Genomic DNA, 16,713 nt, shown 5'->3' on the forward strand with positions numbered 1-16,713 from the left:
TCATGGCGGCGCAAATCCGGGATGTCGCGGAAACGGTTTCGATGACGATGGTGCAGGCCCTGCGTTCGGCCATGGACGTCATGCTCGGGCGCGACGAAAACGTGGTGGTGTTCGGCGAGGACGTCGGCTACTTCGGCGGGGTTTTCCGCTGCACCGAGGGGCTGCAGGCCAAGTACGGCCGCACGCGCGTGTTCGATGCGCCCATTTCGGAAAGCGGCATCGTGGGCGCGGCGGTCGGCATGGCGGCCTATGGCCTGAGGCCTGTGGTCGAAATCCAGTTCGCCGACTACTACTATCCGGCCATGGATCAAATCGTGTCCGAAGCGGCCAGGCTGCGCTACCGTTCGGCCGGCGAGTTCACCGCGCCGTTGACCATACGCATGCCTTGCGGCGGGGGGATCTTCGGCGGCCAGACCCATAGCCAAAGCCCCGAGGTGCTTTTCACGCACGTCAGCGGCCTGCGCACGGTCATGCCCTCCAACCCTTACGACGCCAAGGGTTTGCTGATCGCCTCCATCGAAAGCGACGATCCGGTTGTTTTCCTGGAGCCGAAAAGGCTTTACAACGGACCGTTCGACGGAGACCACGACAAGCCCGTCGTGCCCTGGTCCAGCCATCCCCTGGGCAATGTGCCGCCTGGCCACTATACCGTCGCGCTGGAGTCGGCGTCGGTGTTCCGCCCGGGCGCGGCGCTGACGGTACTTACCTACGGGACCATGGTCTTCGTGGCCGAAGCGGCGTGCAAACTATCGGGCATCGATGCGGAAATCATCGATTTGCGCAGCCTGTGGCCGCTCGATCTCGACACCCTGGTCGAATCGGTCAAGAAAACCGGCCGCTGCGTCATCGTGCACGAAGCGACCCGCAGCAGCGGGTTCGGAGCCGAGCTGGCCGCCCTGGTCCAGGAGCACTGCTTCTACCACCTCGAGGCGCCCATCGAGCGCGTCGCCGGATGGGATACGCCGTATCCCCATGCCCAGGAATGGGCGTATTTCCCCGGGCCGGCCAGACTGGCGGCGGCGTTCAGGCGTTGCGTGGAGGCGGAATAATGGCGTTGAACATCGTCAAGGTGCCGGATATCGGCGAGGGCATTGCTCAGGTCGAGGTGGTTGCATGGCATGTCCAGGCGGGGGACGAAGTCGCCGAAGAGCAGGTCCTGGCGGACATCATGACCGACAAGGCCACGGTCGAGATTCCTTCGCCGGTCAGCGGCACGGTTATCGCCCTGCATGCGCGGGAAGGCGATACTGTGGCGGTGGGTTCCGATCTCATTCATATCGAAACGGCGGCTGCAGCAGCCGGGCAACAGCAAGCGCGGCGGCAACCGGAAGCGCCCGGCGCCGATGCCGGGCGGCGGGGCGGGCCGGCCCATGCGGCGGTGCAATCCGTATCATCCGGCGCCGGAGGCGGCAAGGCGCTGGCGTCGCCTTCCGTCAGGCAGCATGCGCGCCAAGCAGGAATCGACCTGGCCGAGGTTCGAGGCAGCGGCCCGGAAGGCCGCATCCTGCATGCGGACCTGGATGCCTGGCAGGCGGGCCAGGGCAAGCGGCATCCCGCCGATGCAAGCGGGCCTGCAGGCATCGATGGCGTTGCCGCGCAGGATGGAACGGCGCTCCCGCTTGCCGGAGTCCGTCGCCGGATGGCCCGCAAGATGCAGGAAGCGCTGCGGCACGTTCCGCAATTCAGCTATGTGGAAGAGGTGGACGTGACCGAGCTCGAGGCGCTGCGCGCGCGCCTGAACGCCAAATGGGAAGATGACAGGGGCCGCCTGACGGTATCGGCGTTCATCTTGCGCGCCATGGCCCAGGCTGTGCGTGATTACCCTCTGGTCAATGCCCGCTACGATGACCAGGCGGAAATAATTACGCATTATTCCTCGGTGCATGCGGGCGTGGCGGTGCATGCGGCGGAGAGCCTGCTGGTTCCGGTGCTGCGCAACGTGGAAAGCCACGATCTCTGGTTCTGTGCGAGGGAAATTGCCCGCATGGCCGGTGAAGCTCGGGCGGGAAAGGCCAGGCTTGCCGACCAGGGCGGCTCGACCATCACTTTGACCAACCTTGGGCGCCTGGGCGGCATTGTCTCGACGCCCATGGTCAATTGTCCCGAAGTGGCCATCGTGGGCGTGAACCGGATTGTCGAGCGTCCCGCCGTGCTGGGGGGAGCCATCGTGGCGCGGAAATGCATGAACCTTTCGTCGTCGTTCGACCATCGCGTCATCGACGGCGCCTACGCCGCCGGCTTCATCCAGGCGGTTCGCGGCTATCTGGAGTGCCCCGCGACACTGTTTGTAGAGTAAGCTAGTGTTCTGTTTGGCTAATCAGGCCGCACGCCATTTTTTGCCTTTTTTTGCTTTTACCTGGAGCATCCATGCCGGAACCTCGTCTCGAATATGTAATGTGCGCAAGCCCGGCGGGCACGCATCGCATGGCGTATTGGGAATGGGGCGACCCCGGCAATCGTGATGTCCTGCTTTGCGTGCATGGCCTGACACGCACCGGCCGCGACTTCGACGAAGTCGCCAAGCGGCTGCAGCATCGTTTTCGCGTCGTGTGTCCCGACGTCGTGGGGCGCGGAAAATCGGACTGGCTCGTCAATCCTGCCGGCTACGCGGTGCCGCAATACGTTGCCGACATGCTCACCCTTATCGCCCGATTGAATCCGGTCCGGCTGGACTGGCTGGGTACTTCCATGGGCGGACTCATCGCCTTGGGGCTGGCCGGCGTGCTGGCCATGTCCGCCGTCCAGCGCCCGGATCGCGGCGCTTTCGGCTTGCCTGCCCAGCAAACCATCCGCTTCAACAGGCTGGTGCTGAACGATGTCGGCCCGCAACTGAATATCGCCGGTTTGAGCCGCATTGTCGAATATGTGGGAAAAAGCCCGCAATTCGACAATTTTGCGCAGGCGGTCGAGTATGTGCGGTCCGTGTCGGAGGGTTTCGGGCAGCACAGCCCCGAACAATGGGAGCAGCTGACGCGCTATGTGTTCAACCGGCAGGGCGACCATTGGATCAAGCACTACGACGTGCGCATGGCGGAACCCATGGCCCTGCAGAACGAAGCCAGCGTGGCGGCGGCCGAACTCGTATTGTGGGCTGCTTACCAGAGCATCGACGCGCCCATATTGCTGATTCGCGGCCAGCAGTCCGACCTGTTGTCGCCCGAAACGGCTGCCGAAATGCTGGCCCGCAACCCCCATGCCTCCATGGTCGAGTTTCCCGATGTCGGCCATGCGCCCACCTTGCTCGTCGACGAGCAGATCGAGCCCATCAGGCAGTTTTTATTGGCCGCATGATGCCGGCCGGTTTCGAGAAACAAGCATGAATTCCAAGAGCCCCCTCAACGTCGACCTGCATTGCCATTCCAGCGTGTCCGACGGCGTGCTTGCGCCGGCCGTGCTTGCGGAGCGGGCCAGCCGCAACGGCGTCGATGTATGGTCGTTGACCGACCACGACGAGTTGTCGGGCCTTGCCGAAGCGGGCCGGGCAGCGCGCGAGCTGGGCATGGTGTTCATTCCCGGCGTCGAGGTGTCCACGACCTGGGCCAATCAAACGGTTCACGTGGTGGGCCTGAACGTCGATGTGAATAACGCGGTTCTGCAGGATGGCTTGAACGGCATCCGCGCCGGCCGCATAGGGCGTGCGCGCGAGATGGCCTGCAGGCTGGAGGCCCAGGGCGTGGCTGGAAGCTACGAAGGCGCCTTGCGCTATGCGGGCAACCCGGGCCTGCTCAGCCGCACCCACTTTGCGCGCTTCATGGTCGAGCAGGGTTTGTGCAAAGGCATGCAGGACGCCTTCGACAAATACCTGGGCGACGGCAAGCCCGGCTATGTGCGAGTGCATTGGTCCAGCCTTGGCCAAGCCGTTTCCTGGATACTGGCGGCGGGTGGCCGCGCCGTGCTGGCCCATCCGGGGCGCTACATGTATACGCCGACGCAGTTCGGCGCTTTGTTCGACGATTTCAAGCAATTGGGCGGGCAGGGCATCGAAGTGGTTACCGGCAGCCATCGGCCTGACCAGTACCGCCAGTATGCCGACATCGCCCGGCAATACGGCTTTCTGGCATCGCGCGGCTCGGATTTCCATGCCCCGGGCGAAAGCCGGATCGACCTGGGCGCCATGCCCGCTCTGCCTCCGGGCCTGACGCCGGTCTGGCACGACTGGGTTTAGGGCCTAACGCCCGTCGGGCTGCGACGCGGGGTAGTTTGCGCCGAATACGCTCATGTAGGTCGGGTAGAAGCTGCAATACAGCACGGCGGCAATGATAAGGTTGACCGGGGTCAGGATGATCTGCACCACGCCCGCGCCCAGCCCCAGTTCGACCAGCATATTGCCCAGCAGCTGGGTTGCCAGGAAAATGGCGCCCCAGCTCAGCCCGTACAGCAGGAACGGCCACTTATTGCGCCAGCACGCCACCATGGAGTAGAACATGGCCTGTACCAGCTTGACCCGGTGCCAGCCCATCAGCGCGGGAGCATGCCAGAACAGGGCGGAAATCAGCACGTACAGGATGCCGAAGGCAATGAAGGGGCCGCGTATGGCTTGAGCCAGAGCCAGTTGATCGACATTGCCGTCGGCCGAGACGGCGGCCATCAGGCCATCCAGAAAAGGCAAGGTGGCCAGGAAACCCCCCAGCAGGCAGAACCCAAGGTAAACCAGCCCCAGCCGCATCAGGCTGCGCCGCGTTTGCGTGTCGCGCAGGGGCGCCAGCCACATGCCGGGCAGCATGGGGCGGTTTGCGACGATGTTGCGGCTGGCGTTGAGGGTGATGAAGGTCAGGATGGGCATGGCGGCGATCAGCACCATTTGCCCGATCAGCGGGATCAGGTAGGCGATGGTGATTAGAAAGCCGGTTATCAGGCTCCAGAAGAACATGGCCATGGGCTGGCGCTTGAAGATTCCAGCCCCGTCTTGTATCCACCGCCAGCCGGACGAAAACGGGAGAGTGGCTGCTTGCATAATATTGGTTCAATCCAGAATGGGTGTGTCGCTTGCGCCCGGTACGGGCTTGCCGATGGATCTATGGTAACGCCAGCGCGGCGTCGCGGCGGCGTGCCAGCAGGACGAGCTCGAAGTGGCGCGGATCGTGCGGTTTGAGGGTCTGGGCCGGGCGCGGAAGGTAAAAATCGAACAGCCGCGATACCCAGAACCGCAGTGCGGCGGCCTGCAGCAGCATGGGCCAGGCCAGTTTCTCTTCGGTGGTGAACGGCCTGACCGCCGCATAGGCGCGAAGCCAGGCCTGCAGCTTGTCCTGGTCGAAGACGCCGGTGTGCCGTTCGATGCACCAGTCGTTGACGCTGACGGCCACGTCGAACAGCCAGGTGTCCCAGCCGGCGAAATAGAAGTCGATGAAACCGCCCATTTTGGGCGTCTCGAAGGTTCCGTCGAACAGCACGTTGTCGCGGAACAGGTCGCAATGCGCGGGGCCGTAGGGAAGGGCTTTGTAGACGGGGCCGGAGGCGAACTGCGTTTGTTCGGCCAGCACGGTCTGAATGAGTTCGGCCTGCGCGGGGTTCAGAAAGGGCAATACCTGCGGGATGGTTTTTTGCCACCAGTCCAGTCCGCGCAGGTTGGGCTGCCGTATGTCGAACGACGAGCCCGCCAGATGGGCGCGCGCCAGGGTTTCGCCGGCCAAGGCGCAATGGGCGGGGCCGGGGTCCGGTTCGTAGCCGCCCGATAGCCGGCTGACGATGGCGCAAGGCTTGCCGTGCAGGGAGGTCAGGCGTTTGCCGTCGATTTGCGTCTGGGGCTGGGGCACGGGAATGCCGTGCCCGGCCAGATGATGCATGAGTTCGATGTAGAAAGGCAGTTGCCCGGCGGTCAGGACTTCGAACAGGGTGAGCACATATTCGCCCTGCGTGGTGGTGAGAAAATAATTGGTGTTCTCGATGCCGGCGGTGATGCCGCGCAGTGTCACCAGTTCGCCCAGCTTGTAGTGCGTGAGTAGTTCACGGGCGTCGCTGTCGCTGACGGAGGTAAAAACGGCCATAGGCGGTAAACTCGTGTGTGCTGTTTGGTTATCATCGGGCCCGTCCAGTGCGGGCCATCGATTTTAGACCAGGATGCGCTTGTGCGCATGCATCAATAAACCCTTCATACGGTTCAAAGTTCAGTGAATGTCCTTGTAAATCCAGATTTTCCGACTGGCGCCAGCGACGCCGATTGGCGCGTGTGCGTCGCGCCCATGATCGACGTGACGGATCGGCACTGCCGCTACTTTCATCGCCTGCTGGCGCCGAAGGCCCGTCTGTACACCGAGATGATCACCACCGGCGCGCTTTTGCACGGCGACGTGGCCAGGCATCTGGACTTCAACGACGAAGAGCAGCCCGTGGCCCTGCAGTTGGGCGGCTGCGAACCCTTTGCTTTGGCCGACTGCGCCCGGCTGGGCCAGCAATGGGGCTATGACGAAATCAACCTGAATTGCGGCTGCCCCTCCGAGCGCGTGCAAAAGGGCGCGTTCGGCGCCTGCCTGATGGCCGAGCCGGCTCTGGTGGCCGACTGTGTCAAGGCCATGCAGGACGCGGTGTCGGTGCCCGTGACCGTCAAGCACAGGCTGGGTCTGGATTATGACGAATCCTATGGTTTCGTGCGCGATTTCGTCGGCGCCCTGCACATTGCGGGTTGCCGCGTGTTCATCGTGCATGCGCGCAATGCCGTGCTGAAAGGCTTGTCGCCCAAGGACAACCGCCAGATCCCGCCTTTGCGCTACGAAATGGCGGCCCGCCTCAAGGCGGATTTTCCGGACAGCCGGTTCGTGCTGAACGGCGGCATTACCCTGGCCGGCCATGCCCGGGAATTGCTGGACGGTTTCGACGGCGTCATGCTGGGCCGCGCGGCCTGGCACACGCCGGGCGTGCTGTCCGAGTTGTCGCGGATGTGCGATCCGGATGTCGTCCTGCTGGAACCCGGGCAGGTCGTGCATGCCATGACGGACTACGCCGCGCGGGAGGTCGCCAAAGGCGTGCCGTTGCGCATCGTGGTGCGGCCCATGCTGGGCTGGATGGGCGGGCGCCCCGGCGCCCGTCATTGGCGGCGGACGCTGTCCGACCCCAAAGTGCTGGGCGGCAACGACCCGCAAGTTATCGAGCAGGCCTGGGAAGCCCTGGCCCGGAATTCGGATTAGAGTCTGTGCTTTTGCAACCTGGGCTGGTTCTTGCCCCGTGGCCTGTACGGCTTATGGAAGGCTTGTTTAGTTCTGTTCCTTGGCTTCGGCGTCGGTGTGGTCGCCGGGCCAGTCGCGGATGTAGGCCTTGAGCATGGTGTTCTCGAATTGTTGCGCCGCAACAATCGCTTGAGCCATATCGTAGAAGGAAATGACGCCTTGCAGTACCGGGCCGTCCATGACCGGCATGTAGCGGGCGTGCTTGTCGAGCATCAGGCGCTGGACTTCGTCGGCGCTGGTGTTGGGGGTGACGCTGACCGGCGCGTCGTCCATGATGCTGCGGATGGTGTTGGGGCCGGTGACGCCCTGGTTGGCATGCAGATGCCGGATGATTTCGCGGAAGGTGAGCATGCCGACCAGCTCGCCGTGGTCCATGATGACCAAGGAGCCGATGTCTTGCTCGCTCATGGTTTCGAGGGCCTGGGCAATGGGGGTGTCAGGGGTGGCGGTATAAAGGGTATGCCCCTTGACGCGCAATATTTCACTGACTTTCAACATGGTGGGCCTCCTGGTTCGACTGGTGTGCTTCTTTTGGACTATTTTGCATCATAACGGTGCTTTCGGATAGCGTTTCGTTGTGTTTTTGATCCGTGCCCGGCCCGGCGTCCATGAGCTGCTCGAGCGTGACCGGAAGCGATTGCGCCAGCGAGGCCGAAACGGCGTCGAGCAGTCCCGGATCTTCAAGCAGGCCGATCTGGCTGCGGTCTATCAACAGCGCGTCGATGATCCTGCCCAGATCGGCGTCGCGCACGTCGCAGGTCAGCGCCCATTGCTCCGCGCCTTTTTCATGCGTCGGCACCACGTATCCCAGGCGTTTCAGTGTTCTCAGGACGACGAGCAGTTCGTCGGGATGCAGGCGCAGGTGGGCGCTGAGGAAGCGCAGGCTGCGGCCCGGAGAGGGCGTTCCCTGGGCGCTTCGCAAGGTGCGCATGACATTGATCGCATCCACGAAGGCGGAGCCGGGTTGGCGGTTTTCCGCCCAGCGGCGCAGACGCAGCGACGGCAGCGTCGCCGCGACGGTGGCGCCGAAAAGCACGGCCAGCCACGACAGATAGATCCATAGCAGAAAGATCGGCAGGGTGGCGAACGCGCCGTAGATGATGGTGTAGGAGGGAAAGCGCGTAATGTACAGCGCAAAGCCCGATTTCATGATTTCGAGGACGATGGCCGTGCCGAAGCCTCCTGCCAGGGCGTCGCGCCAGTACACCTGCCTGTTGGGAACGGTTACAAAAAGGGCGGCGAACCCCAGGCCTGTGATGACCAGCGGCACGAACGACAAGACCACGTTCAGGGCCGGCGCGATTTCCTGGACGCGGCCCAGCGATTCGCGGGCCAGGTACGAGGTCGTCCACAGGCTTGCGCCGGCCAGCACCGGCCCCAGCGAAATAATGGCCCAGTACACCAGCATGCGCTGGCGCATGGGGCGCTGCTGTTCGACATGCCAGATATCGTTGAAGGCGGTATCGATGGTCATGATGAGCATGACCGACACGACGATCAGAAAGACGGCCCCGACCGTGGTCAGTCCCGATGCCTTGGCGGCGAACTGGTTGAGGTAGCTCATGACCGTGTCCGAGACCGTCGGCGGCATGAGGTTGCTGGTCAGAAAGCCTTCCAGGGCGTCCTTGAAATCGGCAAACAACGGGAATGCCGTGAACAGCGACAGCACGACGGCTAGCAGGGGGACAATGGCCAGGACCGTGGTGAAGGTCAGGCTGGATGCGACTTGCGGCAGCTTCTTCTCGCTGGCGCGCTGCGCGGCGTAGCGCAGCACTTTGCCGGAGTTGATGGCCCAGATCCGCACGCGATCGGCGGGGGTGTCGGAGGCGGGAAGGTCGTTGGCGTCGGTATTCATGAATTGGATTCGGCATGGCGGGCGTGGGCAGCCAGGCTATCGTCCACGCATACCGCGGCAGCGGATTCGAGTAATAATACCAGTATGAATACGCAACCTAACCCTGTCTTGCGCTATGGCGCCATTTTTTTCCTGGTCGGGCTCATCGCCCTTTGCCTGGTCTGGGAGCTTGGCGCCGCGCCCTTGCGCCCCGGCGGTTCGCTGCTGGTCCTGAAGGTCCTGCCTTTGCTGTTTCCGCTGCGCGGGGTGCTCAAGGGCAGCCTTTACACGCTGCAATGGGCCGCCATGCTCGTCCTGCTTTACCTTATGGAGGGTATCGTGCGGGCGTATTCCGATCCATCCTCCGCATCCGTGGCCATGGCCTGGATCGAAATCATTTTGTCTCTGGGTTTTTATTTTTGTGCCATTTTTTATCTGCGGCCGGCAAAGAAGGCGGCCAAGGCGAAAAGCGCAATCCAGAAGGAGGCGCAATGAGCATCGACAGCATCCAGGATCTCGAGGTCGTCAATTCGTTTGCGCAACTGCCGCCGGCCTTCTACACCCGGCTGGCGACGACGCCTCTGCGCCGGCCCCGGCTGCTGCATGCCAATGCCTCCGTTGCCGGCTTGCTTGGCCTGTCGCCCAGGGCCTTGGCGGGCCAGGATTTCCTGGATGTCTGCGCGGGCAGCGTGCCGCTGCGCGGCGGCCAGACTTTGTCCGCCGTATACAGCGGCCACCAGTTCGGCGTGTGGGCCGGCCAGTTGGGCGACGGCCGCGCGCATCTTCTGGGCGAGGTGATCACCCCGCAAGGGCCCATGGAAATCCAGCTCAAGGGCTCGGGGCGCACGCCGTATTCGCGCATGGGCGACGGCAGGGCGGTCGTGCGATCTTCCGTGCGCGAATACCTGGCCAGCGAGGCCATGGCCGGCCTGGGCATTCCCACCACGCGCGCCCTGGCCATCGTGGTCGGCGACGATCCGGTCTATCGCGAAACCGAAGAGCGGGCCGCCGTGGTGGCGCGGGTCTCGCCCAGCTTCATCCGCTTCGGATCGTTCGAGCACTGGGGCGGGAGCCCGCAAAACCTGCGTATTTTGCTCGACTATGTCATCGACAGGTTTTATCCCGAATGCCGGGTCCAGGATAATCCCGGCGAAAGCGCCTTGAGGTTTCTGCGCCAGGTCGTGGCCAGGTCGGCCAGGCTGGTGGCCGATTGGCAGACGGTGGGGTTTTGCCACGGTGTGATGAACACCGACAATATGTCCATACTGGGCCTGACCATGGACTACGGCCCCTATGGTTTCATGGACGGCTTCCAGATCAACCATGTGTGCAACCACACCGACGCGCAGGGCCGCTATGCCTGGAATGCCCAGCCTTCCGTGGTGAACTGGAATCTCTACCGCCTGGCCAGCTGCCTTACCGTATTGGACATCGAGGCCGACGCCTTGCGGGCCGAATTGCAGCATTATGAAGACGATTTCCTCGCGGCGTATCGCGGCAACCTGGTTCGCAAGTTCGGCTGGCTGCAATGGCGCGAGGGCGACGACATGCTGGTGGACGACTGGTGGCGTCTGCTGCACAACCAGCAAGCCGATTTCACCCTTGGCTTCAGGCGCCTGGCGCAGGCCCTGAGCGACCCCGAACCATGGCTCGACCTGTTTTCCGACCGCGCGGCGGCCCAGGCATGGCTGGCGGCCTATGCGCAGCGGCTCACACTGGAAAACCGGCCGGACGCCGAGCGCATCGCTGCCATGCAGTCGGCCAATCCCTTGTATGTGTTGCGCAACCATCTGGCGGAGCAGGCCATACAGGCCGCGCACCGGGAGGACTCCGGCGAAATCGAAACCCTGCTCAAGCTGTTGCGCGACCCTTATGTCGAACAGCCGGGCTATGAAGATTACGCCCAGCCGGCGCCGGAGTGGGCCTGCCGGCTGGAGGTCAGTTGTTCGTCGTGAGGCGGATACCCGCCGCGACGTCAAGCGCCGCCGTGGTGCAAGATATCGCTGCAATGCCATAATTACGGTTGCCGCCAGGCTCAGCCCCAACGCGATCTGCGAAATATGTGTTGGCAGGCCCCAGGCCCTCATCCATTACTACCCGAAAATTCATATGTCCGGCAACACACTAGGTAAAATTTTCTGCGTCACCAATTTCGGCGAATCCCATGGCCCGGCCATCGGAGCGGTGGTGGACGGCTGTCCCGCGGGGCTGCCCCTGTCCGAAGAGGACATCCAGATAGAACTCGATCGGCGCCGGCCGGGCACGTCGCGCCACGTTACGCAGCGCCAGGAGGCCGACCGGGTGGAAATCCTTTCGGGGGTCTACGAAGGCGTCACTACCGGCACGCCCATCGGGCTGCTCATCCGCAATACCGACGCGCGCAGCAAGGACTACAGCAATATCGCCGATACCTTCCGGCCGGGTCATGCCGACTATACCTATTGGCGCAAGTTCGGCGAGCGCGATCCGCGTGGAGGCGGGCGCTCCTCGGCGCGGCTGACGGCGCCCTCGGTGGCGGCCGGCGCCATCGCCAAGAAGTGGCTTGCCCAAACCTACGGCACCGTAATCCGCGGCTATATGAGCCAGCTCGGCCCCATTGCCATTCCCTTCGAGTCCTGGGACGAGGTTTCCGGCAATCCGTTCTACGCGCCGTGCGCATCGGTGGTGCCCGAACTCGAAGCCTTCATGGATCAATTGCGCCGCGACGGCGACTCCATCGGGGCGCGCATCGAGGTCGTGGCCGAAAACCTGCCGGCTGGCTGGGGCGAGCCCCTGTACGACAGGCTGGACGCCGATATCGCCCATGTCATGATGGGCTTGAACGCCGTGAAGGGCGTGTCCATCGGAGCGGGTTTCGCCAGCATCGCGCAGCGCGGCTCCGAACACGGCGACGAAATCACGCCCGCCGGCTTCAAGACCAATAACGCAGGCGGCATATTGGGCGGCATTTCGTCGGGCCAGCCGATTACGGTGTCGCTGGCCATCAAACCCACCTCCAGCATCCGGATCGAACGCCAGTCCGTCAATCGAGCGGGCGAGCCAGTAACCGTCCAGACCCTGGGCCGCCACGATCCCTGCGTGGGCATACGCGCCACTCCCATTGCCGAGGCCTTGCTGGCCATCGTGCTCATGGACCATGCCCTGCGCCACAGGGCGCAAAACGGCTGACCTTGCTCAGGATAGCACTCGTTGTACTAGTATAAAAAGTCTTCTTGTACTAGGTTATGAGACTGGCATAATAGTAAAAAACCGGTGGCGAGCACCGGCTTTTCCATCCCGAACTTTCAAGAGCACTTAGCCATGGCCCAGACCCTGTACGATAAATTATGGAGCGCGCACGTAGTGGACCAAGAGTCCGACGGCACGTGTTTGATCTACATCGATCGTCAACTTCTGCACGAAGTGACCAGCCCCCAGGCCTTCGAGGGCCTGACCCTGGCCGGGCGCAAGCCGTGGCGCGTCAGCGCCAACCTGGCGGTTGCCGACCACAACGTCCCGACGACCGCGCGCAGCGAAGGCATCCAGGATCCCGTTTCCCGCCTTCAGGTCGACACGCTGGATGAAAACTGTGAAAAATACGGCCTGACCGAGTTTCGCATGAACGATCGGCGCCAGGGCATCGTGCACATCATCGGGCCTGAACAGGGCGCCACGTTGCCGGGCATGACCGTCGTGTGCGGCGATTCCCACACCAGTACGCACGGCGCCGTGGGCGCCCTGGCATTCGGCATCGGCACCTCCGAAGTCGAGCATGTCCTGGCGACCCAGACGCTGCTCATGAAGAAGAACAAGAACATGCTGGTGCGCGTCGAAGGCGAACTGCCCGTGGGCTGTACGGCCAAAGATCTGGTTCTCTACGTCATCGGCAAGATCGGCACGGCCGGCGGCACGGGCTACGCCATCGAGTTCGGCGGCAGCACGATGCGCGCTTTGTCCGTGGAAGGGCGCATGACGGTCTGCAATATGGCGATCGAGGCGGGCGCCCGTTCCGGCATGGTGGCCGTCGACCAGAAGACCATCGATTATTTCCGCGGCCGCCCTTATGCGCCCACGGGGGCCTTGTGGGATCAGGCGGTTCAATACTGGAGCACGCTGCATTCCGACGAAGGCGCCGCGTTCGATCGCGTGGTCGAGATCGATGCGCGCCAGATCACGCCGCAGGTGTCGTGGGGCACGTCGCCCGAAATGGTGCTGCCCGTCGATGCGCGGGTGCCGGATCCCGACAAGGAAAAAGACGAAGTGCGGCGCAGCGGCATGGAGCGCGCGCTCGAATACATGGGTTTGAAACCCAACACGCTGCTTACCGACATCAAGGTCGACCGCGTATTCATTGGTTCCTGCACCAATGCGCGCATCGAGGATCTGCGCGCGGCCGCCGCCGTGGCGCGCGGCAAGCGGGTGGCCTCTTCGGTCAAGCAGGCCATGGTGGTACCCGGCTCCGGCCTGGTCAAGCTGCAGGCCGAGAAGGAAGGGCTGGACAAGATATTCCTGGAAGCCGGCTTCGAGTGGCGCGAACCGGGCTGTTCGATGTGCCTGGCAATGAACGCCGACCGTCTGGAGCCCGGCGAACGCTGCGCATCGACCTCGAACCGCAACTTCGAAGGCCGCCAGGGGCAGGGCGGACGCACCCACCTGGTCAGTCCGGCCATGGCGGCCGCCGCTGCCGTCGCCGGCCACTTTGTCGACGTACGAAATTTTCGATAGGAAGCCATCATGCAAGCCTTTACCACCCATCACGGCCTGGTAGCGCCGCTCGACCGTGAAAACGTCGACACCGACCTCATCATTCCCAAGCAATTCCTGAAGTCCATCAAGCGTACGGGTTTCGGTCCCAATCTGTTCGACGAGTTGCGCTATCTGGATCACGGCGAGCCGGGCATGGATAACTCCAAACGCCCGCTCAACCCCGACTTCGTGCTGAACCAACCCCGCTACCAAGGCGCGTCCATCCTGCTGGCCCGCAAGAACTTCGGCTGCGGCTCCAGCCGCGAACATGCGCCCTGGGCATTGGATCAGTACGGCTTCCGGGCGATCATCGCGCCGTCGTATGCCGACATCTTCTTCAACAACAGCTTCAAGAACGGCCTGTTGCCCATCGTGCTGCCGGAACTGCAGGTGGCCCGCCTGTTCGACGAAGTGCGGGCGTTCGCGGGCTACAAGCTGCGCATCGACCTGGAGAGGCAGGTCGTGATCACCGAAGACGGTCGCGAACTGGCCTTCGATATCGAGCCGTTCCGCAAGCGCTGTCTGTTGAACGGCCTTGACGACATCGGCCTGACCTTGCAGAAAGCGGATAAGATTCGCGCTTTCGAGGCCGAACGCCTGGCTCGCCACCCCTGGCTTGAATCACGCCCCATTGCATAGGAAGAACAAATGACACACAAAATCGCAGTACTGCCCGGCGATGGAATCGGCCCTGAAATCACGGAACAGGCCGTGCGCGTTTTAAGCGCGCTGGGCCTTGACCTCGAACTGCATACCGAGCCTGTCGGCGGCGCGGCCTACGACAAGCACGGCCATCCTTTGCCTCCTTCCACGCTGAACCTGGCCAAGGAGTCGGCGGCCATCTTGTTCGGCGCCGTGGGCGACTGGAAATACGATTCGCTGGCGCGCGAGCTGCGCCCCGAGCAGGCTATCCTGGGCCTGCGCCGCGCACTGGGCCTGTTCGCCAACCTGCGGCCCGCCATTTTGTATGCCGAGCTGGCCAACGCCTCGTCGCTCAAGCCCGAGGTGGTGGCTGGGCTGGATATCCTTATTGTTCGCGAACTGACCGGCGACATCTATTTCGGCCAGCCGCGCGGCGTGCGCGAAGTCGCCGACGGCCCGTTCAAGGGCGAGCGCCAGGGCTTCGACACCATGCACTACGCCGAATCCGAAGTGCGCCGCATTGCGCACGTGGCGTTCCAGGCGGCTCAGAAGCGCAGCAAGAAGCTTTGCAGCGTGGACAAGGCCAACGTGCTCGAAACCTCCCAGTTCTGGCGCGATACCGTCATCGACGTGGCGCACGAATATCCCGACGTGGCGCTAAGCCATATGTATGTCGATAATGCCGCCATGCAGCTCGTGCGCGCGCCCAAGGAGTTCGACGTCATCGTCACCGGCAACCTGTTCGGCGACATTCTTTCCGACGAAGCGTCCATGCTCACGGGTTCCATCGGCATGCTGCCGTCGGCCTCGCTCAATGCCTCGAACCAGGGCCTTTACGAGCCCAGCCACGGGTCGGCCCCCGATATCGCCGGCAAGAACGTCGCCAACCCTCTGGCGACCATACTTTCCGCCGCCATGCTGCTGCGCTACTCGCTTGGCGAAGCGGCCCAGGCGGATCGGATCGAAGCCGCGGTGCAGGCGGTTCTGCGCCAGGGCCTGCGCACTGCCGACATCTTCGAAGCCGGCATGAACCGGGTTTCGACGTCGGAAATGGGCGATGCCGTCCTGAAGGCGCTAAAATAGCGTCTTACCATAATATTGTTAATATTGCTGGTTAACGGCTGATTCCCAGCGTGATTTGTTAACGGTATTAACGATGCATTACCGGGGTCCTGGTAGTGCATCGACGCCTGATTTCCCTATTTTTTAAGTGACAGCAACATGAGCCAAGCAGTAGGTCTGGTCGGCTGGCGCGGCATGGTGGGTTCGGTACTCATGCAGCGCATGCGCGACGAAAACGATTTTTCCCTGTTCGAACCGGTGTTCTTCTCGACCAGCAATTCCGGCGGCAAGGCGCCGGCCTGGGCCGAGGGCGCGGGGCCCTTGCAAGACGCCTACGACATCGAAACCCTGAAAAAGCTGCCCATCATCGTCACCGCCCAGGGCGGCGACTACACCACCCAGGTCTATCCCAAGCTGCGCGCGGCCGGCTGGACCGGCATCTGGATCGATGCGGCCAGCACCTTGCGCATGGCCGACGATGCCATCATCGTGCTCGATCCCGTCAATCGCCCCGTCATCGACGCGGCGCTCGGGCGCGGCGTCAAGAACTTCATCGGCGGCAACTGCACGGTAAGCTGCATGCTCATGGGCCTGTCGGGCCTGTTCAACAACGACCTGGTCGAGTGGATGACCAGCATGACCTACCAGGCGGCATCGGGCGGCGGCGCCCAGCACATGCGCGAACTGCTTACCCAGTTCGGCCTGCTCAACGTGTCGGTCAAGTCCTTGCTGGACGATCCGGCTTCCGCAATTTTGGAAATCGACCGCGGCGTATTGGCCACGCAAAAGCTCGAAAGCCTTCCGCGCGACCATTTCGGCGTCCCTCTGGCCGGCAGCCTGATTCCCTGGATCGACAAAGACCTGGGCAACGGCGTGTCGCGCGAAGAATGGAAGGCCGAAGCCGAAACCAACAAAATCCTGGGCCGCGGCGAAGCCTTTGGCACCGCTCCCACGCCTATCGACGGCCTTTGCGTGCGCATCGGCGCCATGCGCTGCCATAGCCAGGCGCTGACCATCAAGCTCAAGCGCGACGTGCCTCTCGACGAAATCAGCGATATGTTGCGTGAGGGCTCCAAGTGGGCCAAGGTCATCCCCAACGAGCGCGATGCGACCATGCAGGCATTGACGCCGGTGGCCGTCACCGGTACGCTGGACATTCCCGTGGGGCGCTTGCGCAAAATGTCCATGGGGCCGGAATACCTCAGCGCCTTTACCGTTGGCGATCAATTGCTTTGGGGCGCCGCCGAACCTTTGCGCCGTATGCTGCGCATTTCTTTGGGTGAACTCTGA

At 63.1% G+C, this 16,713-nt stretch carries 16 protein-coding genes; 12 read left to right on the forward strand and 4 right to left on the reverse strand.

The window, feature by feature from the left end:
* Nucleotides 1–2 precede the first annotated feature (2 nt).
* From VNT00_RS15095 to VNT00_RS15110, 4 genes are all read left to right on the forward strand, one after another.
* On the forward strand, nt 3–1,049 hold the full coding sequence (locus VNT00_RS15095) for an alpha-ketoacid dehydrogenase subunit beta (RefSeq protein ID WP_325588924.1): 1,047 nt from the start codon (nt 3–5) through the stop codon (nt 1,047–1,049).
* Nucleotides 1,049–2,296 (forward strand): dihydrolipoamide acetyltransferase family protein, encoded by a 1,248-nt coding sequence (locus tag VNT00_RS15100; protein ID WP_325588926.1) that lies wholly within the window; start codon nt 1,049–1,051, stop codon nt 2,294–2,296. The genes VNT00_RS15095 and VNT00_RS15100 overlap by 1 nt, the downstream gene beginning before the upstream one ends.
* A gap of 71 nt (nt 2,297–2,367) precedes the next feature.
* Nucleotides 2,368–3,291 (forward strand): alpha/beta fold hydrolase, encoded by a 924-nt coding sequence (locus tag VNT00_RS15105; protein ID WP_325588928.1) that lies wholly within the window; start codon nt 2,368–2,370, stop codon nt 3,289–3,291.
* 25 nt (nt 3,292–3,316) lie between these two features.
* Nucleotides 3,317–4,165, forward strand: coding sequence for a 3',5'-nucleoside bisphosphate phosphatase (locus tag VNT00_RS15110; protein WP_325588930.1), 849 nt, complete (start codon nt 3,317–3,319; stop codon nt 4,163–4,165).
* 3 nt (nt 4,166–4,168) lie between these two features.
* Here the strand turns inward: VNT00_RS15110 and VNT00_RS15115 are convergent, their stop codons facing one another.
* The gene (locus VNT00_RS15115; protein WP_325588932.1) at nt 4,169–4,954 is read right to left on the reverse strand and encodes a BPSS1780 family membrane protein; all 786 of its coding nucleotides are present in this window, start codon (nt 4,952–4,954) and stop codon (nt 4,169–4,171) included.
* Between the two features lie 61 nt (nt 4,955–5,015).
* Nucleotides 5,016–5,984 carry a homoserine kinase gene (locus tag VNT00_RS15120; RefSeq protein ID WP_325588934.1) on the reverse strand — a complete coding sequence of 323 codons (969 nt, stop codon included), beginning with the start codon at nt 5,982–5,984 and terminating at the stop codon, nt 5,016–5,018.
* A gap of 123 nt (nt 5,985–6,107) precedes the next feature.
* Here VNT00_RS15120 and dusA point away from each other — a divergent pair, with 123 nt between their 5' ends.
* A complete protein-coding gene (gene dusA, locus VNT00_RS15125) occupies nt 6,108–7,121 on the forward strand; it encodes a tRNA dihydrouridine(20/20a) synthase DusA (RefSeq protein ID WP_325588936.1) in 1,014 nt (337 codons plus the stop codon).
* 66 nt (nt 7,122–7,187) lie between these two features.
* On the opposite strand, the gene VNT00_RS15130 is transcribed toward dusA, so the two are convergent.
* Together VNT00_RS15130 and VNT00_RS15135 are read right to left on the reverse strand one after the other, a co-directional pair.
* Nucleotides 7,188–7,658: a CBS domain-containing protein gene (locus VNT00_RS15130; protein ID WP_325588938.1), complete on the reverse strand. Its 471-nt coding sequence runs from the start codon at nt 7,656–7,658 to the stop codon at nt 7,188–7,190.
* Nucleotides 7,642–9,015, reverse strand: coding sequence for a YihY family inner membrane protein (locus tag VNT00_RS15135; RefSeq protein ID WP_325588940.1), 1,374 nt, complete (start codon nt 9,013–9,015; stop codon nt 7,642–7,644). Before VNT00_RS15135 ends, VNT00_RS15130 begins: the two co-directional genes overlap by 17 nt.
* Before the next feature lie 84 nt (nt 9,016–9,099).
* Here VNT00_RS15135 and VNT00_RS15140 point away from each other — a divergent pair, with 84 nt between their 5' ends.
* The 7 genes from VNT00_RS15140 (at nt 9,100) to asd (ending at nt 16,713) form a co-directional block, all read left to right on the forward strand.
* Nucleotides 9,100–9,489, forward strand: a complete 390-nt coding sequence (locus tag VNT00_RS15140; protein WP_325588942.1) for a DUF2069 domain-containing protein — start codon at nt 9,100–9,102, stop codon at nt 9,487–9,489.
* Nucleotides 9,486–10,949, forward strand: a complete 1,464-nt coding sequence (locus VNT00_RS15145; protein ID WP_325588944.1) for a protein adenylyltransferase SelO — start codon at nt 9,486–9,488, stop codon at nt 10,947–10,949. The genes VNT00_RS15140 and VNT00_RS15145 overlap by 4 nt, the downstream gene beginning before the upstream one ends.
* Nucleotides 10,950–11,103: 154 nt before the next feature.
* Complete coding sequence (gene aroC / locus VNT00_RS15150) at nt 11,104–12,162, forward strand: chorismate synthase (protein ID WP_325588946.1); 1,059 nt, start codon at nt 11,104–11,106, stop codon at nt 12,160–12,162.
* Nucleotides 12,163–12,294: 132 nt separating this feature from the next.
* Complete coding sequence (gene leuC, locus VNT00_RS15155) at nt 12,295–13,698, forward strand: 3-isopropylmalate dehydratase large subunit (RefSeq protein WP_325588948.1); 1,404 nt, start codon at nt 12,295–12,297, stop codon at nt 13,696–13,698.
* A gap of 9 nt (nt 13,699–13,707) precedes the next feature.
* Nucleotides 13,708–14,358 (forward strand): 3-isopropylmalate dehydratase small subunit, encoded by a 651-nt coding sequence (leuD, locus tag VNT00_RS15160; protein WP_325588950.1) that lies wholly within the window; start codon nt 13,708–13,710, stop codon nt 14,356–14,358.
* Nucleotides 14,359–14,367: 9 nt separating this feature from the next.
* Complete coding sequence (leuB, locus tag VNT00_RS15165; protein WP_325588952.1) at nt 14,368–15,444, forward strand: 3-isopropylmalate dehydrogenase; 1,077 nt, start codon at nt 14,368–14,370, stop codon at nt 15,442–15,444.
* Nucleotides 15,445–15,582: 138 nt separating this feature from the next.
* Nucleotides 15,583–16,713: an aspartate-semialdehyde dehydrogenase gene (gene asd / locus VNT00_RS15170; RefSeq protein WP_325588954.1), complete on the forward strand. Its 1,131-nt coding sequence runs from the start codon at nt 15,583–15,585 to the stop codon at nt 16,711–16,713.

The sequence above is a fragment of the Eoetvoesiella sp. genome (assembly GCF_035555955.1).
GTDB lineage: Bacteria > Pseudomonadota > Gammaproteobacteria > Burkholderiales > Burkholderiaceae_B > Eoetvoesia.